At 64.4% G+C, this 17,583-nt stretch carries 19 protein-coding genes; 5 read left to right on the top strand and 14 right to left on the bottom strand.

What is annotated here, in order from left to right; translation table 11 throughout:
* Positions 1-50 precede the first annotated feature (50 nt).
* Positions 51-1,199 carry an A/G-specific adenine glycosylase gene (gene mutY / locus FUT88_RS18215; protein ID WP_147217215.1) on the top strand — a complete coding sequence of 383 codons (1,149 nt, stop codon included), beginning with the start codon at positions 51-53 and terminating at the stop codon, positions 1,197-1,199.
* Between the two features lie 30 nt (positions 1,200-1,229).
* Here the strand turns inward: mutY and FUT88_RS18210 are convergent, their stop codons facing one another.
* The 12 genes from FUT88_RS18210 to FUT88_RS18155 form a co-directional block, all read right to left on the bottom strand.
* Complete coding sequence (locus FUT88_RS18210; RefSeq protein WP_147217213.1) at positions 1,230-1,883, bottom strand: LON peptidase substrate-binding domain-containing protein; 654 nt, start codon at positions 1,881-1,883, stop codon at positions 1,230-1,232.
* Positions 1,884-1,982: 99 nt separating this feature from the next.
* Positions 1,983-2,876: an RNase adapter RapZ gene (gene rapZ / locus FUT88_RS18205; RefSeq protein ID WP_147217211.1), complete on the bottom strand. Its 894-nt coding sequence runs from the start codon at positions 2,874-2,876 to the stop codon at positions 1,983-1,985.
* 94 nt (positions 2,877-2,970) lie between these two features.
* Positions 2,971-3,312: a PsiF family protein gene (locus FUT88_RS18200; RefSeq protein WP_027678303.1), complete on the bottom strand. Its 342-nt coding sequence runs from the start codon at positions 3,310-3,312 to the stop codon at positions 2,971-2,973.
* A 188-nt stretch (positions 3,313-3,500) separates the two neighbouring features.
* The gene (gene hprK / locus FUT88_RS18195) at positions 3,501-4,475 is read right to left on the bottom strand and encodes an HPr(Ser) kinase/phosphatase (RefSeq protein ID WP_004633393.1); all 975 of its coding nucleotides are present in this window, start codon (positions 4,473-4,475) and stop codon (positions 3,501-3,503) included.
* Between the two features lie 73 nt (positions 4,476-4,548).
* Positions 4,549-5,004, bottom strand: a complete 456-nt coding sequence (ptsN, locus tag FUT88_RS18190; protein WP_004633390.1) for a PTS IIA-like nitrogen regulatory protein PtsN — start codon at positions 5,002-5,004, stop codon at positions 4,549-4,551.
* A 346-nt stretch (positions 5,005-5,350) separates the two neighbouring features.
* Entirely contained in the window at positions 5,351-5,704 is a 354-nt protein-coding gene (hpf, locus tag FUT88_RS18185; protein WP_004633388.1) for a ribosome hibernation-promoting factor, HPF/YfiA family, read from the bottom strand.
* 50 nt (positions 5,705-5,754) lie between these two features.
* Positions 5,755-7,263 (bottom strand): RNA polymerase factor sigma-54, encoded by a 1,509-nt coding sequence (locus tag FUT88_RS18180; RefSeq protein WP_147217209.1) that lies wholly within the window; start codon positions 7,261-7,263, stop codon positions 5,755-5,757.
* 96 nt (positions 7,264-7,359) lie between these two features.
* On the bottom strand, positions 7,360-8,148 hold the full coding sequence (lptB, locus tag FUT88_RS18175) for an LPS export ABC transporter ATP-binding protein (RefSeq protein WP_147217207.1): 789 nt from the start codon (positions 8,146-8,148) through the stop codon (positions 7,360-7,362).
* Between the two features lie 30 nt (positions 8,149-8,178).
* Positions 8,179-8,766: a lipopolysaccharide transport periplasmic protein LptA gene (gene lptA / locus FUT88_RS18170; RefSeq protein WP_147217205.1), complete on the bottom strand. Its 588-nt coding sequence runs from the start codon at positions 8,764-8,766 to the stop codon at positions 8,179-8,181.
* A 59-nt stretch (positions 8,767-8,825) separates the two neighbouring features.
* Positions 8,826-9,458, bottom strand: a complete 633-nt coding sequence (lptC, locus tag FUT88_RS18165) for an LPS export ABC transporter periplasmic protein LptC (RefSeq protein ID WP_147217203.1) — start codon at positions 9,456-9,458, stop codon at positions 8,826-8,828.
* A gap of 4 nt (positions 9,459-9,462) precedes the next feature.
* The gene (locus FUT88_RS18160; protein WP_147217201.1) at positions 9,463-10,059 is read right to left on the bottom strand and encodes a KdsC family phosphatase; all 597 of its coding nucleotides are present in this window, start codon (positions 10,057-10,059) and stop codon (positions 9,463-9,465) included.
* 16 nt (positions 10,060-10,075) lie between these two features.
* Positions 10,076-11,059: an SIS domain-containing protein gene (locus tag FUT88_RS18155; RefSeq protein ID WP_147217240.1), complete on the bottom strand. Its 984-nt coding sequence runs from the start codon at positions 11,057-11,059 to the stop codon at positions 10,076-10,078.
* 309 nt (positions 11,060-11,368) lie between these two features.
* Here FUT88_RS18155 and FUT88_RS18150 point away from each other — a divergent pair, with 309 nt between their 5' ends.
* Positions 11,369-13,348: a monovalent cation:proton antiporter family protein gene (locus FUT88_RS18150; RefSeq protein WP_147217199.1), complete on the top strand. Its 1,980-nt coding sequence runs from the start codon at positions 11,369-11,371 to the stop codon at positions 13,346-13,348.
* Positions 13,349-13,357: 9 nt separating this feature from the next.
* Here FUT88_RS18150 and FUT88_RS18145 read toward each other — a convergent pair whose 3' ends face one another.
* Both FUT88_RS18145 and FUT88_RS18140 read right to left on the bottom strand, forming a co-directional pair.
* Positions 13,358-13,762: a ribbon-helix-helix domain-containing protein gene (locus tag FUT88_RS18145; protein ID WP_147217197.1), complete on the bottom strand. Its 405-nt coding sequence runs from the start codon at positions 13,760-13,762 to the stop codon at positions 13,358-13,360.
* 40 nt (positions 13,763-13,802) lie between these two features.
* Positions 13,803-14,381 carry a DJ-1/PfpI family protein gene (locus FUT88_RS18140; protein ID WP_147217195.1) on the bottom strand — a complete coding sequence of 193 codons (579 nt, stop codon included), beginning with the start codon at positions 14,379-14,381 and terminating at the stop codon, positions 13,803-13,805.
* A 108-nt stretch (positions 14,382-14,489) separates the two neighbouring features.
* On the opposite strand from FUT88_RS18140, the gene FUT88_RS18135 reads away from it, so the two are divergent.
* The 3 genes from FUT88_RS18135 to FUT88_RS18125 all read left to right on the top strand — a co-directional run bounded on the left by FUT88_RS18135 (position 14,490) and on the right by FUT88_RS18125 (position 17,541).
* Positions 14,490-15,098, top strand: coding sequence for an adenine phosphoribosyltransferase (locus tag FUT88_RS18135; protein WP_186829329.1), 609 nt, complete (start codon positions 14,490-14,492; stop codon positions 15,096-15,098).
* A gap of 126 nt (positions 15,099-15,224) precedes the next feature.
* Complete coding sequence (locus FUT88_RS18130; protein ID WP_147217193.1) at positions 15,225-15,845, top strand: LysE family translocator; 621 nt, start codon at positions 15,225-15,227, stop codon at positions 15,843-15,845.
* A gap of 19 nt (positions 15,846-15,864) precedes the next feature.
* Positions 15,865-17,541 carry a Na/Pi cotransporter family protein gene (locus tag FUT88_RS18125; RefSeq protein WP_147217191.1) on the top strand — a complete coding sequence of 559 codons (1,677 nt, stop codon included), beginning with the start codon at positions 15,865-15,867 and terminating at the stop codon, positions 17,539-17,541.
* Positions 17,542-17,583 lie beyond the last annotated feature (42 nt).

Below are 17,583 nucleotides of genomic sequence, written 5' to 3'. Positions count from 1 at the left end.
AGGATCGCCGCCAGCGCGCACGTTCCGTCCGCCGCTTTTCCATCACACGCATGACCGCCAGCCCCCGCCGCACGCGCCGCGTTGCTCAGCCCGTTCCCGTATTGCCGCCGCTTCCTGACGATTTCGCCGTGCGCGTCATCGCCTGGCAGCAGCGTCACGGCCGTCACCATCTGCCGTGGCAGAACACCGGCGACGCGTATCGCACGTGGCTCTCCGAGATCATGCTGCAGCAGACGCAAGTGAGCGCGGTGCTGGGCTACTACGCACGCTTCATCGAGCGCTTCCCGACCGTGCAGGCGCTGGCCGCTGCCCCTGCAGACGACGTGATGGCTGCGTGGGCGGGCCTCGGCTATTACACGCGCGCGCGCAACCTGCATCGCTGCGCGCAGATCGTGGTGGCGGAGCACGGCGGCATCTTCCCGCGTGATCCCGAAGTATTGGCGACGCTGCCCGGCATCGGCCGCTCGACCGCGGCTGCCATCGCGGCGTTTTCGTATGGCGTGCGCGCGGCCATTCTCGATGGCAACGTCAAGCGCGTCTTCGCGCGCGTGTTCGGCATCGATGGCTTTCCCGGCGACAAGCGCATCGAAGACACCATGTGGCGCATCGCCGAAGCCGTGCTGCCTCCGGCCGAAGGCATTCAACCGTACACGCAGGGTTTGATGGATCTTGGGGCCACGGTGTGCACGCGCGGCAAGCCTGCATGCCTGAGCGGTGAGCGGCCCTGTCCGCTCGAATCGCTATGCGAAGCGCGCAGTACCGGTCGCGTGATGGAGCTGCCCGTGCCGCGCCCGCGCAAGGCGATCCCCGAGCGCGCCGCCACCCTTGTCATCGCGCTGCACGCCGACGCGGTGTTGCTGCAGCGTCGCCCGCAGCGCGGTATCTGGGGTGGCTTGTGGTCGTTGCCGCTGGTGGGCGAGATGGACGACGCGCTCGACACGCATCCGTTGGATGTCGGCACCGTGCGTCGTGCCGCGCAGGCCTATGGCGACGTCTCCACCGTGGAGATGGCCGGCGCGCTCACGCACACCTTCACGCACTTCCGCCTGCACATGCATCTGCTGCGCGCGGAGATCGCCACACCCGCGGCGCTCGACGACGACTGGCGTTGGGTACCGCTTGCACAACTCAATTCAGTGGGGTTGCCTGCGCCGGTGAAATTGGCGCTGGAGACGCTGGTACAGCCAAGCCTGATCTAAGCAACGCGGGCAGGCTTGGCCGAGTTGGCATCACAGAATGTGGTGCTGCTTCATGTAGCGATGGACGATCTCGATGCGCATGCCGGCGTCCATCAGCTCCATCAACTTCTGCTTGGCCTTGAGCGGCACCGGCAGCAGCTCGCACAGCCGATTCGCGACCCAGCTCGGGCTGTTCCATTCGTACGGCTCCACCATCGGAACGTTGCCGTCTTCGCGTGAGCCAAGCGTGGTGATGATGCGGCGCAGGGCGCCCACGCAATCGTCGAAGAGTTCGCCTTTGCAGTCTTCCACGTCGGCGCCAATGGGCTCGACCGTGCCGCGCATGAGCCCGTTGGGCGTCGTCTCGAACGACAGCACCTTGAAGCGCTGCGTGCCACGCACCTTGATCATCAGCAGGCCCAGCTGCTCCATATCGCATTCGGTGATGTGGGCAATGCAGCCCACGTCGACCGGCACGGTGGTGCCGTCTGTGGTCGCCACTTCGTTGCCGCGCTCGATCAGGCAGACGCCGAACGGCGTCTTGTCGCGCAGGCACGTGCGCACCATGTCCATGTAGCGCGCTTCGAAAATGCGCAGCGGGAGAAGGCCGCCCGGAAACAGCACCGTGTGCAACGGAAACAGCGGCAGCTCGGTAGGCAGCGGCGGCAGCGGCGAGAACGGCGAGAGAGCGATGTCTTCTTGCATGGACGGACTTTCGGCAGGCGGCAAGACCTTCGCGTGGCGCCGCGCAAGAGGCCGCATCCAAATGAGACAGGTTCGCGCGCGGAAGATACTCGGCGCGGCTCAGCCCTCTACGGCCAATTCGCGGTGGCGGACCAACACATTACCATGCGCGCGGAAGTACGTGGCGAGCCGTTCCGCGATGTACACGGAGCGATGCTGGCCGCCCGTGCAGCCGATCGCGACGGTCAGGTAGCTGCGGTTGTCGGCAATGAAACTCGGCAGCCACTTTTCCACATAGGCGCGAATATCCTCTGCCATTGCAAGCACCATCGGCTGGCTTTGCAGGAAATCGATGACGGGCTGGTCGCGCCCCGTGAGTGGGCGCAGTTGCGTGTCGTAGTACGGGTTAGGCAACGAACGCACGTCGAAGACGAGATCGGCGTCGGTGGGGACGCCATGCTTGAAGCCGAACGATTCAAACATCAACGTGATGTCGTGCGGCTCATCGCTGATGAATTCTTTGATGTACGCGCGCAGGGCGTTCGTGCGCAGCGTGCTGGTGTCGATGCGATGCGCTGGATCAGCGAGCGGGCTGAGCAGCTCGCGTTCCATCTCGATCGCTTCGATGAGCGAGGTGTCGAGGCCCTTGGCGGCCGCCTGCACGTTGGCGGCGGTATCGGGGCGGCCGTTACGGATGGACAGCGGATGCCGGCGGCGCGTCTCGGAATAGCGCTGCACCAGCGCGTTCGTGCTTGCCGTCAGGAACAGCATGCGCACGTCGTGTTCCTTGCGCAGCAAGGTGACCGTCTCGGGCACCTTGCGCAGCGATTCACGGCTGCGGATGTCAGTGGCCACGCCCAGATGCGTATAACCCTGGTCCGCCAGATAGCGCGCCAGTTCCGGGATGAACTGCGCGGGCAGGTTGTCGACGCAGTAATAACCTGCGTCTTCGAGCACGTTCAGGGCGACCGATTTCCCTGAACCCGACATACCGGTGATGAGAATGATCCGCATGCCGCGAGGATAGCATCCCTGTGTTGCAAAGCAGCGACCAACAAAAAAGGCGACCGATGTGGCCGCCTTTTTCCGAGCGAGGTCAAGGGACTGCTCAGCCCTTCGAGAGGCACGCTTTCTGGGCGTTCTTGTACTCGTCGCCCTTCTTGCCCTTGTTGGCCTTGGAGCAGGCAGCCATCTTTTCCTGCTGCGTCATCGGCTTGGCGGCAGCAGCCGGTTTGTCCGACAGGCAGCCCTTCATGAAAGCCTTGCGCTCGTCGCCTTTCTTGCCGGCGGCGTCCATGTTGCATTGCTTCATCTTGTCTTGCTGCGAATTCTTGGCTGCCGGGGCGGCGGCAGGTGCGGCGGGCGCGGCTGCGGGTGCGCTGCCTTGGGCGAAAGCCTGGCCTGCCAGGAACGGGAGCGCCAGGGCGCAAGCGGCAATCAGTTGTTTCATCGTCGTATTCTCCTTGGGTACCGTCAGAAGAGCGGGCGAAAAATAAGCCGCCGCGCTCGCGATGAACGCCGCCGCGTTGTGTGCTCGGCGCATTCCCTCCCACAACGGGGCGGCCGCACGTCGGGTTGACGTTTCGCAGCGAAACCTAGGGTAAACCGGCCTGAATACGAAACTTTGTGGCGGCTTTGTTAAAGCAGGCGACCCTGGGGCGAGTGGGAAGCGGCTTCCGCCTGCATGGCGGCGCGCTGGCGGTCCATGAAGTCGCGCAGCGTATCAATGCCGCGCAGACGCAGGATGGTATTGCGCACGGCGGCTTCGACCAGCACGGCCAAGTTGCGGCCGGCGGCCACCTGGATCTTCACCATGTGGATCGGCAAGCCGAGCACATCGAGGTACTGCGAATCGAGCGGCAGGCGTTCGAACTCGCCATCGTTGCGGCGCACGAGCTGGACGATCAGCTTGATCTTCATCTTCCGGCGCACCGCCGTTTCACCGAAGATCGTCTTGATGTCGAGCAGGCCCAGGCCGCGCACTTCCAGCAGATTCTGCAGCAGCGGCGGGCACCGGCCTTCAATGAAGTCCGGCCCGAGGCGCACGAAGTCGACTGCGTCGTCGGCAACCAGGCCGTGGCCGCGCGAGATCAGTTCCAGGCCCAACTCGCTTTTGCCCAGGCCCGAATCGCCCATGATCAGCACGCCCATGCCGAGGATGTCGAGAAACACCCCGTGCATCGTCACGCGCGGTGCGGAGATGCGCGACAGATACAAGCGCAGGTGGTCGATGACGGCCGCCGAGGAAATCGGCGACGTGAACAGCGGCGTAGACGAACGCGTGCAGCGCAGTTCCAGGTCGGGCGGCGGATCCACACCATCGGCCACCACCAGGAAGGGCGGCTCCAGCAAGATCAGCTCGCCCATCTGCCGCTTGCGGTTTTCTTCCGACAGGCGCTGGTAGTAGGTGATCTCGGGCTTGCCGAGCACCTGGATGCGATTCGGGTGGATGAGGTTCAAGTGCCCGACTAAGTCCGCTGCGGAGGTCGCTTCCTTCGCGAAGTCCACGTCGAACGCGCGGTCCGCGCCCTCCAGGCCAGCGACCCACGATAGCTTCAGATCAGCTGCGTTGTCGTCAAAGATCGATTGGGCAATGACGCCGGTCAGTTCCATAGCGGGGCACGGTGATGCCGACGGGGCATAGCGCGTTCGCAATCGGTTGCGCTGGCCACCGATTGCGCTGCGATCAGGGCCGCCAGTCGGTCAGTAGCTGGTGAATCGCCTCGGGCGACGGCAGGGTGGCGAGGCCTTCGCGCATGTCACGGTCGGACAGCAGCTGGGCGATTTCGGAGAGGATTTCCAGGTGTTGCTGGGTCGCCTGTTCAGGCACAAGCAAGAAGATCAGCAGCGAGACAGGCTTGCCGTCCGGCGACTCGAAAGGCACCGGTTCGGACAGGCGCATGAAAGCGGCCAGCGGTTGCTTGAGCCCCTTGATGCGGCCGTGTGGGATGGCCACGCCGGCGCCCAGCCCCGTGGAGCCGAGCGATTCGCGCGCAAACAGGTTGTCGGTGACGACTGCGCGCGCCACACCGTGGTTGTTCTCGAACAGCAGGCCGGCCTGTTCAAATACCCGCTTCTTGCTGGTTACGCTGACGTCGAGGGCAATGTTCCCGGGCGGCAGCAGTTTGGCCAAGCGATTCATGTGCAATGCGTGAAATGAGCGGCGTCCTTCTGCACCAAGATGGCGCGCGGACAATGGGGTCATTATAGACCACGTGCCGCGCGGCTTTGTGCGGCGCACCAGCGGTGCACCACGCAGGGCAGAGAAGCGAATCCCCCAGGGCTGCAATCAGCCGGTGCCGGCAATGTGCGCACGGCATCGACCCTGTTTTTGCCAGCATCGCGCCAAAAGCCGCGCCACGCCAGCATTCATACTTTCGTCAGATTTTAGCCCGACTTAAATCCGTTGCAATCGGATTCGTCACGAATGCACCACGGCATAAAAAAACCGCGCCAACTCGGGGCGCGGTTTCTGCGGTGCCGTCCTGCTATTGCTGCATCTGCACGGCCTGGAAGGCTTGGTGCTTCATGCTGTCGCGATCGTGTCCTTGCACGCGGTCCTTGTACTTGATCACTTGCCTGTCCAGTTTATCGACGAGGAGGTCGATGGCCGCATACAGATCTTCATGGTGTGATTCGACGAAGACGTCCTTACCTTTGAGGTGCAGGTTGATTTCCGCGTACTGACGCCGATCCTTCTCCTTGTGGTTATCGACCGATAGCAACACGCTGACGCCAATCACCTGATCGAAGTGCCTGATCACACGCTCCAGTTTCGTTTCCACGTACTCACGCAAAGCAGGCGTGATGTCCAGGTGGTGTCCACTGAGTTTGAAGTTCATAGCGGTTCTCCTTCTCAAGATGAGCCGCACCGGAACTGCCCGCGATGCGGCTATAAAGACTTGCGCAAATTCACTGCAGGGATCTTGAGGGCTTCGCGGTATTTGGCCACCGTCCGACGGGCCACCACGAATCCTTGTTCCCCTAACAGTTCGGCAATTCTGCTATCGGACAGAGGATTCTTCGGGTCTTCGGCTCCTACAAGTTGCTTGATGAGCGCGCGTATCGCGGTGGACGACGCGGCCCCGCCGGTTTCCGTCGATACATGGCTGCCGAAGAAGTACTTCAACTCGAACGTCCCCATCGGGGTCGCCATGTATTTGTTGGTTGTCACACGGGAGATCGTGGACTCGTGTAGACCCAGTGTATCGGCTATTTCCCGCAAAACCAAGGGGCGCATGGCGATTTCGCCGTGCGTGAAGAAGCTCTTTTGACGCTCGACAATCGCTTGCGAGACACGCAGGATCGTATCGAAGCGCTGCTGAATGTTCTTGATCAGCCAACGTGCTTCCTGCAGCTTCTGCTGCAGATTGGCGGCGCCCGATTCACCACGGCTGCTGCGAAGGATTTGCGCGTACATGTCGTTGATGCGCAGGCGCGGCATGACGTCGGGGTTCAGTTGCGCCATCCAGCCTGCGCTGGTCTTGCGCACGATCACGTCGGGCACCACGAAGTCCGCTTCGGCGCGACCGAACGCGTGACCCGGAAACGGCGCCAGTGAACGAATCAGCTCATGCGCTGCTTTGAGTGCCGGTTCGTCGACGGAGAGCGCCTTCTTCAGGCGCGTGTAGTCGCGTGCGGCGAGCAGTTCAAGATGCTGGTTGACGATGATGAGCGCCAGCGCTTTCGCGGGCGAATCGAGCCGGTGCAATTGCAGCGACAAACACTCGGAGGCTGAGCGCGCGCCGATGCCGGGCGGATCAAAGCTCTGCAGCATGCGCAACGCGGCTTGCAGTTCGTCGAGTTCGACTTCGAGTTCGGCCGGCAGATCTGCAAGGATTTCATCGAGCGTGCCTGACAGATAGCCTTCGTCGTCGAGCGACTCGATCAGGAAGATGACGAGGCCCTTGTCGCGCATCGACAGCTTGAGCGGCGCGAGTTGTTCCATGAGGAATTCGCGCATGCTTTGCTCGGCTTCGCGCAACTGTAGCGGCGCGCGGTCGTCTTCATCGGATTGCGGCTTGCGGGCGAAGTCGTCGAGGCTCCAGTCGGAGCGGTCGGAGCCGTAATCGCTGTCGAAATCGGCGCCGCTGTCGTGGCCGTTCTCGTAGCTGTCTGGAGCGTCGCTGCTATCGCCACCGTTGGGCGCGGGCGGAGGCGACTCGGTCGGCAAGGGCGTGGCGCTGTTGCTTTGCAACGCGTTTACCGAGCCGTCCGCGCCAATGCGTGCGGAGGTGTCGAGCCACTCGTTTTCCCGCTCCAGCAGGGGGTTTTCGGTCAGGGCCTGCTCAACTTCCTGCTGCAGTTCGATGGTCGACAACTGCAGCAGTCGGATCGATTGCTGCAACTGCGGCGTGAGCGCGAGATGCTGAGAGAGACGGAGCTGGAGCGACTGTTTCATGCGGGCTATTCTATGCCCAACACTCGGTCGATGGAACGGATTTTGCTTTAAGGTGCGGCTTTGCCACGTCCTTAAGGCGTAGGCGTGCAGGGTGGCTTACATCCGGAAGTTATCGCCCAGATAGACCTTCCGTACATCCTCGTTTTCGATGATCTGTTCCGGCATGCCCGCGGCGAGCACGGTGCCTTCGCTGATGATGTAGGCGTGATCGCAGATGCCCAGCGTTTCGCGCACGTTGTGATCGGTGATCAGCACGCCGATGTTGCGGTCTTTCAGGAAGCTGACGATGCGTTGGATTTCACCGACGGCGATCGGGTCGACGCCGGCAAACGGTTCATCGAGGAGGATGAAGCGCGGCGACGAGGCCAGCGCGCGCGCAATTTCCACGCGGCGACGTTCACCGCCCGAGAGCGACAGCGCAGGATTGTCGCGCAGGTGAGCGATCTGCAGGTCGTCCAGCAAGCCGTCGAGGCGGCGATTGACTTCGTCTTGCGACAGCTTCTTGCCGTTCTGCTCCTGCAGCTCGAGCACCGCGCGGATGTTTTCCTGCACGTTCAGCTTGCGAAACACCGACGCTTCCTGCGGCAAATACGACAGGCCCATGCGCGCCCGCTGATGGATCGGCAGGCGGCTGATGTGCTCGCCGTCGAGCACGATGTCGCCAGCGTCCAGCGCCACCAGGCCGACGATCATGTAGAACGAGGTCGTCTTACCGGCGCCGTTGGGGCCGAGCAGGCCGACCACTTCGCCGCTTTTCACGTCAAGCGACACATCCTTGACCACCGTGCGCGTGCCGTAGCGCTTCTTCAGATGGCGGACGACCAGCGTGCTGGAAGTCGCGGCCTGCGGCGCTGCAGTTTTTGGGGCGAGAGTGGTGGCGGACATAAGCGAAGCAGAAAAGACAGGCGATACGGATCAGGGCTTGGCGGCCGGATTTGATGCCGGTGCGGCAGGCGTGCTCGTGCGCGGCGCGAGAACGGCGCGCACGCGGCCGGACGGGTTGGCGGCGGTGGCGTTTTCAGCGCCGCCCGAGGCCGTGTAGAACTCCTTCTGGCCGTCGTATGTGATGACCGCGCCGCGGATCTCGTCGAGTTGCGTCGCGCCTTGCAGGCGCTCCATGCGGGCGCGGGTGATCAGCTTGGAAATTTCCTGCTTGCCGTCGTATTCGATGCGCTCGCCCCAGCCCTGGATGTACTCGTCGACGTTGTCGCGCTTCTGGCGAATGAAGGCGAGATTGCCGGGCTTGGACGTGGCGACGGCGTAGTTGTAGCCCTCGGGGTCGGTCCGCAGATCGGCCTGGTCGGAGCGCAGCACCATGGTGCCCTTGGTCAGCACCACGTTGCCGGTCAAGTGATAGACCTGCTTCAGATCGTCGTAGCTGGCGTTGTCGGCTTCGAGCACGAGCGGCTTGTCGCGATCGGCGCGCTCGGCGTGCGCGGGCAGAGCCGGGAGCAGCAGCGCAGCGGCGATGGCGAGGCCGGCGGCACGGAGAGAATCAGTCATGGAGATCACGTCGGAGAAGGGCGCGGTCGGTGGGCGTTGTCAGGTGTCGGGGGCAGAGTTTACTGCTTCGGCGCCCCCAGCCCTTCGATTCGGCCGCGCACGTTGCCCAGCAATTGTACTTGGCGCGTCACGTTGTTGAAGGTGAGGCCGTTGGCGTTCATGATCGACGGCCCGCGGTGCAGCTCGACCGGCTTGTCGGTGCGCACGATGTCGTCGTTGAGCAGCACCTGGAAGTAAGTCGAGTCGGCCGTCATGAGCGGGTCCTGGCGGGCGTCGGGCCCTTGCGCGCGGATGACCTTGGCGTTGTTGTACAGATCGATGATCGTGCCGTCGCCGTTCATCTTGCCGAGATCCGCCCGGGCGGTGACCTGCGGCCGGTCGGGCGCATAGACGCGCAGCGCCGGATACGTGACGTCGTAGGTTAGGTCGTCCTCATAGTGGTTCATGTGGACGCCGGTGAAGCGGTATTTGGTCGAGCCGGTCTCGTCCAGCGCAGTGGCCGAGATGCCGTCCATTGTGTAGTCGGCGATGTGGCGTTTGGGCTGCGTGGCGGCTTCGTCGGTTTGCGGGGTGTTGACCTGCACGAGCAGGAACGTGACGCCGCAGACGATCGCCATCAGCAGGATCGGCAGCCCGCGCAGCATGATCTGCAGCACGGAGGAGACGAGGCGTTGGGAGCGTTCGCTGGCCATGGAGTCAGGAAGGTTGCGGGGCGTGCAGCAGTTGCGCGAGCAGGGCGTCGTAGGCGCCTTGTGCCTTCAGGATCAGGTCGGCCACTTCGCGCACGGCGCCGCGTCCGCCCGTGGCCTGCGCGACATAGTGAGCGCGGCTGCGCAGCTCGGCATGGGCCTGAGCCGGGCATGCGGTAAATCCGACCATCGTCATCACCGGCAGGTCGGGCCAGTCGTCGCCCATGTAGCCGGCGTCCGTGGCCTGAAGTTGCGTGGCGGCCAGCAGGTGGGCAAATGCCTCGCGCTTGTCGGCTACGCCTTGGTACAGATGTTCGATGCCGAGTTCCCCGGCGCGCCAGGCGACGATTTCGGATTGCCGCCCGGTAATGATGGCCGACGTGACACCGGCCTGTGCCAGGAGCTTGATGCCGTGGCCGTCGAGTGTGTCGAACGCCTTGCTGATTTCTCCCTCGGGACCGACGAGCAGGCGGCCGTCGGTCAGCACGCCATCGACGTCGAACACCATCAGACGCACGCGTGCGGCGCGTTCCATTGCCTGCGGAAAGCGTGCGTCGATGTTGCTGTGGACGCTGTCGGCGGGAAACAGGGCCGGAGTGATCATCAGCGGCGTGGGCGGGTCAGATGACCTTGGCCCGCGTCAGGTCGTGGATGTGCAGCGCGCCCACCAGGAGGCCGGCGGCGTCGACCACCAGCAACTGGTTGATACGGTGCGTTTCCATGACTTCGACGGCTTCAACGGCGAGCTGGTCGGGACCGACCGAGCGCGGGTTGCGGTGCATGACCTCGTGGATGGGCACGGTGCGCCAGTCGCGCGGGGTTTCGAGCAGGCGGCGCAGGTCACCGTCGGTGAACACGCCCACGGCATGGCCTTCGGTATCGACCACGGCGGTCATCGCCATCCCCTTGCGGGTGATTTCCATCAGCGCTTGCGACAGCGGCGTGTCTTCGTTCACGCGGGGGATGGCGTCGCCGGCGCGCATGACGTCACGCACGTGCGTCAGCAGCTTGCGGCCAAGCGATCCACCCGGGTGCGAGCGGGCGAAATCTTCGGCACCGAAGCCGCGCGCGTCGAGCACGGCGACGGCCAGCGCATCGCCCAGCGCGATCTGCGCGGTGGTGCTGGCGGTGGGAGCAAGGTTCAGCGGGCAGGCTTCGACATCGACGTGGGAGTTCAGCACCACATCGGCGTGCTTGCCAAGCGAGGACTCCGGGTTGCCCGTGACGGCGATCAGCTTGGCGCCGAGCCGCTTGACCAGCGGCAGGATGGCGTTCAGCTCGGACACTTCGCCGGAATTGGAAAAGCCGATGAAAACGTCGTCGCGCGTGACCATGCCGAGGTCGCCATGGCTGGCTTCGGCCGGGTGCACGAAGAACGCCGGCGTGCCGGTCGAAGCGAGCGTCGCGGCGATCTTGCGCGCGACATGCCCCGATTTGCCCATGCCGGACACGACGACGCGCCCGGTGCAGCCGAGCACCATTTCGACCGCGCGTGCAAAGTCGGCGGACACCTGTGATTTGAGACCGAGGACGGCTTGCGCTTCGATGTCGAAGGTTTGCTGCGCCAGCGCAAGTGCTCGATCCGGATTGAAATTCGCTATCATGGCGGCGAAGTATAACAACGATTGACAGTGTCCTCGGCCGCCGGTGGCGCGTTGGGGCTTGGCTTGCGGGGAGTCGCGGAGCGTGCGGGCGCTCCGTTTTGCTGCGCCGCGGCATTCAGCTTTCCAATCACTTTTCTTCCCGTCGCCACGCCGTCTTTTTTGCCCTGCGGCGTCTCGCGTGTCGCGTTCTTCGTTTAATACCCTGGCATCGGTCTTGCAGCGCCTGCGTGCTCGCTTGCGCACGCACCGTCCTGATGCGCGGGCGCTGTCCCCGCTGTCCAACCCCTTTCGATTGGTTTTTCGCGTCGCATGCATTCGCCGCTGGAACTCGCCCTCGTGTTGTTGGCCGCTGCCGTGATCGGCGTGGTGTTGTTCCGCATGCTGCAATTGCCGCCGATGCTGGCCTACCTGGTGGTGGGCGTGCTGATCGGGCCGAAGGCGACGGGGCTGGAGTCCGATTCCGCCCAGACGCGCTATCTGGCCGAGTTCGGGGTGGTGTTCCTGATGTTCTCGATCGGGCTGGAGTTCAACCTCTCCAAGCTCCGTTCGATGCGGCGGCTGGTGCTGGGGCTGGGTGCGTCACAGGTGGTGCTGACCATCCTGCTGACGATTCCGGCTTCGATGCTGCTCTCGCACTGGTATCCGCTGTCGTGGCAGGCCGGGCTGGCGCTGGGCGGCGCGTTGGCGATGTCGTCCACGGCCATCGTCTCGAAGATGCTGGCCGAACGCTTGCAACTCGAGACCGAACACGGCCGCAACATCATCAGCGTGCTGTTGTTCCAGGATCTGGCGGTGGTGCTGCTGCTGATCGTGGTGCCGTCGCTGGGCAAGAACCCGACCGACCTGGTGCTGACGCTGTCGATTGCGGCGCTGAAGATCACCGTTGCGCTGGTGCTGATCCTGTTCCTGGGGCAGAAGCTGCTGTCGCGCTGGTTCCACCTCGTGGCGGCGCGGCGCTCGCAGGAGCTGTTCATGCTGAACCTGCTGCTTGTCACCCTCGGGATGGCGGCGCTGACAGAGCGGCTGGGCCTGTCGATGGCGCTGGGCGCGTTCCTGGCCGGCATGCTGGTGTCGGAAACGCCGTACAAGCTGCAGGTGGAAGAAGACATCAAGCCGTTCCGCGACGTGCTGCTGGGGCTGTTCTTCGTGACGGTCGGCATGCTGCTGGACCCGCGCGTGGTCTTCGAGCATTGGGCGCTGGTGCTGGGCCTGGTGCTGGCGCCGGTGCTGTTCAAGTTTGTGCTGATCGCGCTGCTGGCGCGGGCGTTCGGTTCCGGTGGCGGTGCGGCGATCCGGACGGCCTTGGGGCTGGCGCAAGCAGGTGAGTTCGGCTTCGTGCTGCTCAACCAGATCGACGGCATGAAACTGATCGACCCGCTGCTCGGCCAGGCGATCCTGGCGGCGATGCTGCTGTCGATGCTGCTGGCGCCGTTCCTGATCCAGTACAGCGACGTGATCGCCATGCGGCTGTCGCGCACGGACTGGCTGATGCAATCGCTGGCCATGACGAAGATCGCCGCGCAGAGCATCGCCACCGAGCGCCACGTCATCATCTGCGGCTACGGGCGCAGCGGCCAGAACCTTGCGCACATGGTCGAGCAGGAAGGCATCGGCTACGTCGCGCTCGATCTCGACCCCGACCGCGTGCGCGAAGCGGCCGCCGCGGGCGAGCATGTCGTCTATGGCGATGCGGCGCGGCGCGAGTCGCTGGTGGCGGCCGGTATCCACCGCGCGGCGGCGGTCGCCATTACCTATGCCGACACGGCGTCCGCATTGAAGGTGCTGCATCACGTGCAGGCCTTGGAGCCGACGCTGCCCGTGATCGTGCGCACCATCGACGATGCGGACCTCGATCGCCTGCAGCAGGCCGGCGCCACGGAGGTCGTCCCCGAGATCATCGAAGGGAGCCTGATGCTGGCCTCGCACGCGCTGGTGCTGCTGGGCGTGCCCTTGCGCCGCGTGGTGCGCCGTGCGCAGGAGATGCGCGACGCGCGTTACAGCCTGCTGCGCGGCTATTTCCATGGCCAGGATGATGAGGAAGACATGCTGGAACGCGACGCCGTGCGCCTGCATTCGGTGCCGCTGGCCAAGGGCTCGCCCGCCATTGGCCACAAACTCGGCACGATGGGACTGGAGACCTTCAAGACGTCGGTCACCGCGATCCGGCGCCAGGGTATTCGTGCGCTCGATCCCGATCCGGACACCGTCCTGGAACTGGGCGATATCGTCGTGCTGCGCGGCACGCCCGAAGGGCTGCAGATGGCGGAGGAGCGGCTCTCGCCGCGTTGACGCGCGGGCTTACTTGACGAGCGCTTCGAGCAGCGGCCCCCGCGAGCGACGCGGCGGCGGGGTATCGGCCAAGTTGGGCGGCAGGCCATCGAGCACCGCAGCGGCATCGAGCGAACTGATCGCCACACGGGTATCGGCGGGAATGCGCCCATCCTGCTTCAGCATCAGATACCGCAGGCAGCAGACGCGCAGGAACGACGCGAAATTCGCCACTTCGCCGCGACGCTCGAACAGCTCGTCATAGAGCTTGCTGATGAGCTGGTTGACCGTCAGGCCGTCGCGCTGGCCGATCTCTTCGAGCACCTCCCAGAACAGACACTCCAGCCGCACGCTGGTCGCCACGCCGTGCAGGCGTAGCGAACGCGCGAGGCTGTCGTACGAATGGGGATTGGCGCGGATGAAGATTTCGCACATGGCCGGGGCTCCTGGAGTGCCCGGCGTGCGGGCAACCGGATCAGTGTAGAACCCGCGTGCCCAGGACTTCAAGAAACTGCGCCAACCATGCCGGATGTGCCGGCCAAGCGGGCGCCGTCACCAGTTTGCCGTCGGTGTGCGCCTGGTCGACGGGAATGTCCTTAAAAGTGCCGCCCGCCGCCGTGACTTCCGGGCCACATGCCGGATATGCGGAACACGCTTTGCCTTCCAGTACGCCCGCCGCCGACAGCAACTGGGCCCCATGGCAGATCGCGGCGACGGGTTTGTCCGCATGGAAGAAGTGGCGCACGACTTCCAGCACGCGGGCGTTCAGCCGCAGGTATTCGGGCGCCCGGCCGCCGGGCACGACGAGTGCGTCGTACGTTGCCGGAGCGACGTCGGCAAAGGTGGCGTTGAGGACGAAGCGATGACCGGGTTTTTCGGAGTACGTCTGCGCGCCTTCGAAATCGTGGACTGCGGTGGCGACGGAATCGCCGGCGCGCTTGTCCGGACAGACGGCGTGCACCGTGTGGCCGACCATCTGCAGCGCCTGGAAGGGCACCATGACTTCGTAGTCCTCCACGTAGTCGCCGACCAGCATCAGAATTTTCTTTGCCATTGCCGTGTCTCCTGTATGGTTGCGGTTTCCCCATTGTGGTTCGGCGCCATTCGGCCCGGGTGGTAGCCCATTACCGCAGACCACGTTTCCTGCTTTCCTGCTTTTGCCATGAGCCAAATCCCCCATCACCAGGCGGCGCTGTTGACGCCGTCGTCCATTCCCGCTTCGACCGAGCTGGGCGATGTGTCTCGCTACCTGCGTGACCGTATCCGCACGGTGCCGGATTGGCCGCAGGCCGGGGTGATGTTTCGCGATATCACGCCGCTGCTGCAGGACCCGAAGAGCCTGCGCGTGCTGGTGGACGTCTTCGTCCATCGCTACATGGGGCAGGGGCTGAACCTCGTGGCGGGCATCGATGCGCGCGGGTTCATCCTCGGCTCGATCGTGGCGTACGAGCTGAACCTGGGCTTTGTGCCGATCCGCAAGAAGGGCAAGCTGCCGTTCAACACGGTGGCCGAGGAATACATGCTCGAATACGGGAGTGCGACGGTGGAAATCCACGCCGATGCCTGCAAGCCCGGCGACCGCGTCTTGCTGATCGACGATCTCATCGCCACCGGCGGCACCATGATGGCCGGAAAGCGCCTGCTGGAGCGGCTCGGCGCAACGGTGGTGGAAGGTGCGGCGATTGTTGACCTGCCCGAGCTGGGCGGCTCGCAACTGCTGATCGAAGGCGGTCTGCCGCTCTTCACGGTCTGCCGTTTCGACGGGCACTGAGCGGGCCGTCGGCGACCTTCGCGTGATGCACGGGCCGCATACGTTCATGTGACAAAAATATGACGCGCTGCTGCCGTGCGCAGTAGCATGACTCTTTCCATTGCCGCCGCACCCAGGGAGACGTCGATGCCCCACGTATTGCTGTTCCTGCTGACCTCGATCGCGATCACGGTGATGCCGGGCCCGGACAACCTGCAGGTGATCGCACGCGGTGCCAGCCAGGGGCGCAGGGCGGGTCTCGCGGCGGCGGCTGGGTTCGCGTCAGGCTGCCTCTTCCATACGACGCTGGCGGCGCTGGGGCTGGCGGCCGTGCTGCAATCGTCGCCTGTGGCGTTCCAGGCGATCCGCTGGCTCGGTGCGGCGTATCTGATCTGGCTGGGGATCCAGGCACTGCGCAGCAAGGGCGGCGTCGGCCTGAATCCTGCTGGACCCCAGACGGCGTCCGACCTGTGGCGTGTGTATCGCCAGAGCGTCTTCGCCAATCTGCTCAATCCGAAGGTGACGCTGTTCTTCGTGGTGTTCCTGCCGCAGTTCGTGGATGCGCAGGCGGGCCACGCAGCGCTGCAGATGTTGCTGCTGGGCGGCGTGTTCATGGCGCAGACCATCGTCGTGTTCAGCATCTACGGCTGGTGCGCGGCCGCGCTGGGCGGCTGGATGCGCCGTACGCCGCGTGCCTCGCTGTGGCTCGATCGGGTGAGCGGCTGTATTTTCATCGGGCTGGGCCTGCGCGTGGCTCTGACCAAATAAGTAAGACTGCACGGCAACAATGATCACCCTGCTTAAGTTGCTTTCCGGCGTGGCCCTGTTGGTATGGGGCACGCAGACCGTCAAGGTCGGCATGCTGCGTCTGTACGGCGCGGACTTGCGTCGCCTGCTGTCGCGCAGCGTCTCGAACCGCTTCTCCGCGCTGCTGGCCGGCATTGGCGTGACGTGCCTGGTGCAGAGCAGTAACGCGACTGCCACCATCGTCGGGGCATTCGTCGCGCAAGGGCTGATGGGTGTGTCGTCGGCGCTGGCCATTCTGCTGGGCGCCAACGTCGGCACCGCGATCATGGCGCAGGTGTTTGCGTTGGACCTGTCGTGGCTGTCGCCGCTGCTGATCTTCTTTGGCGTGATCCTGCATCTGTCGCGCAAGGGCAGTGCGGTGGGGCACTTTGGGCGGGTGCTCATCGGTCTGGGGCTGATCATGATGGCGCTGGAGCTGATTTCGGTCGCGTCGAGCCCCATGGTGGAAGCCAATGCGCTGCGCGTGCTGCTGAGCTCCTTCTCGTCAGACACCGGCCTGAACATGCTGATTGGCGCGGTGCTTACGCTGCTGTGCTATTCGAGCCTGGCTGTGGTGCTGTTCTGCGCGACGCTGGCAGCGTCGGCGGCGGTGTCGGTCAAGGTGGCGTTTGCGATCGTGCTGGGCGCAAATATCGGTAGCGCCGTGGCCGCATTGGCGACCACGCCGTCATCAAGTCAAGCCGCGCGCCGTGCAACGCTCGGCAACCTGCTCTCGCGCATGCTGGGCGCCGCGCTGGCGCTGCCCTTCCTGGACACACTGGCAGCGTGGGCGCCGCACGCGGGCGTGGCGCCGCAACACGTGGTCGTGGCGTTCCATGTGGTGTTCAACGTGGCGCTGGCGGTGCTGCTGATTGGCTTTACCGAAGCGATGGCGCGACTGTGCGCGCGCATCCTACCGGGCGGCGCGCATATCGACGACCTGGTCGCGCCGCGCTATCTCGATCCGTCGGCGCTGGCCACGCCAACGTTGGCGCTGGGCAACGCGGCGCGGGAGGTGCTGCGCATCGGCGATCGCGTTGAGCACATGCTCGACAACACGCTGCGCGTGCTCAAGACCAACGACGTGCGCCTGCTGCAAACCACGCGCGCGATCGACGACGAGGTCGATGCGCTCTACACCGCCATCAAGCTCTACCTCACGCAGCTGAGCCACGAAGCGCTGGACGCGCGCGAGGGCAAGCGCTGGGCCGACATCATTTCGCTGACCATCAACCTGGAGCACGCCGGCGACATTCTCGATCGCCTGTTGCAGGACGTGCGCGAAAAGAAGATCGCGCACAAGCTGGCCTTTTCCGAAGCCGGCATGGAAGAGCTGGAAGATATGCACGCGCGTCTGGTTACGAACCTGAAGCTGGCGCTGTCGGTGTTCCTCACCGGTGACCTGCGCAGCGCGCAGAAGCTGATGCTGGAAAAGGCGCACTTCCGCGATCTGGAGAAACGCTACTCGCGCAGTCACCTCACGCGGATCTCGGCGCAGACGGCCGAGAGCATCGAGACCAGCTCGCTGCACCTGGACATCATCAGCGATTTCAAGCGATTGAATTCGTTGTTCTGCGCAGCCGCGTATTCGGTGCTGGATGAAGCGGGGGCGCTGAACCGTAGCCGCATGAAAGACGCGGATGAGGTGGAAGCCGAGACAGCGCCAGCCAGCCACTGAAGGTGGTATTGGCGCCAAGAAAAAGCGCAGCCGAAGCTGCGC

It is taken from the genome of Ralstonia sp. TCR112, assembly GCF_007997035.1.
Lineage (GTDB): Bacteria > Pseudomonadota > Gammaproteobacteria > Burkholderiales > Burkholderiaceae > Ralstonia > Ralstonia edaphi.
Note: the sequence above shows the minus strand (reverse complement) of the source record. Positions and strands in the feature narration are given on the sequence as shown.

Bases quoted from the DNA above. Each gene is read 5' to 3' on its own strand.
- lptA (WP_147217205.1), bottom strand. From the start codon at position 8,766: ATGACTGATTCTCTCCGTGCCGCCGGCCTCGCCATCGCCGCTGCGCTG.
- FUT88_RS18135 (WP_186829329.1), top strand. From the start codon at position 14,490: ATGAGCCAAATCCCCCATCACCAGGCGGCGCTGTTGACGCCGTCGTCC.
- lptB (WP_147217207.1), bottom strand. From the start codon at position 8,148: ATGTCCGCCACCACTCTCGCCCCAAAAACTGCAGCGCCGCAGGCCGCG.
- mutY (WP_147217215.1), top strand. From the start codon at position 51: ATGACCGCCAGCCCCCGCCGCACGCGCCGCGTTGCTCAGCCCGTTCCC.
- FUT88_RS18140 (WP_147217195.1), bottom strand. From the start codon at position 14,381: ATGGCAAAGAAAATTCTGATGCTGGTCGGCGACTACGTGGAGGACTAC.
- FUT88_RS18155 (WP_147217240.1), bottom strand. From the start codon at position 11,059: ATGATAGCGAATTTCAATCCGGATCGAGCACTTGCGCTGGCGCAGCAA.
- FUT88_RS18125 (WP_147217191.1), top strand. From the start codon at position 15,865: ATGATCACCCTGCTTAAGTTGCTTTCCGGCGTGGCCCTGTTGGTATGG.
- ptsN (WP_004633390.1), bottom strand. From the start codon at position 5,004: ATGAATCGCTTGGCCAAACTGCTGCCGCCCGGGAACATTGCCCTCGAC.
- lptC (WP_147217203.1), bottom strand. From the start codon at position 9,458: ATGGCCAGCGAACGCTCCCAACGCCTCGTCTCCTCCGTGCTGCAGATC.
- hpf (WP_004633388.1), bottom strand. From the start codon at position 5,704: ATGAACTTCAAACTCAGTGGACACCACCTGGACATCACGCCTGCTTTG.
- hprK (WP_004633393.1), bottom strand. From the start codon at position 4,475: ATGGAACTGACCGGCGTCATTGCCCAATCGATCTTTGACGACAACGCA.
- FUT88_RS18150 (WP_147217199.1), top strand. From the start codon at position 11,369: ATGCATTCGCCGCTGGAACTCGCCCTCGTGTTGTTGGCCGCTGCCGTG.
- rapZ (WP_147217211.1), bottom strand. From the start codon at position 2,876: ATGCGGATCATTCTCATCACCGGTATGTCGGGTTCAGGGAAATCGGTC.
- FUT88_RS18130 (WP_147217193.1), top strand. From the start codon at position 15,225: ATGCCCCACGTATTGCTGTTCCTGCTGACCTCGATCGCGATCACGGTG.
- FUT88_RS18210 (WP_147217213.1), bottom strand. From the start codon at position 1,883: ATGCAAGAAGACATCGCTCTCTCGCCGTTCTCGCCGCTGCCGCCGCTG.
- FUT88_RS18160 (WP_147217201.1), bottom strand. From the start codon at position 10,059: ATGATCACTCCGGCCCTGTTTCCCGCCGACAGCGTCCACAGCAACATC.
- FUT88_RS18145 (WP_147217197.1), bottom strand. From the start codon at position 13,762: ATGTGCGAAATCTTCATCCGCGCCAATCCCCATTCGTACGACAGCCTC.
- FUT88_RS18200 (WP_027678303.1), bottom strand. From the start codon at position 3,312: ATGAAACAACTGATTGCCGCTTGCGCCCTGGCGCTCCCGTTCCTGGCA.
- FUT88_RS18180 (WP_147217209.1), bottom strand. From the start codon at position 7,263: ATGAAACAGTCGCTCCAGCTCCGTCTCTCTCAGCATCTCGCGCTCACG.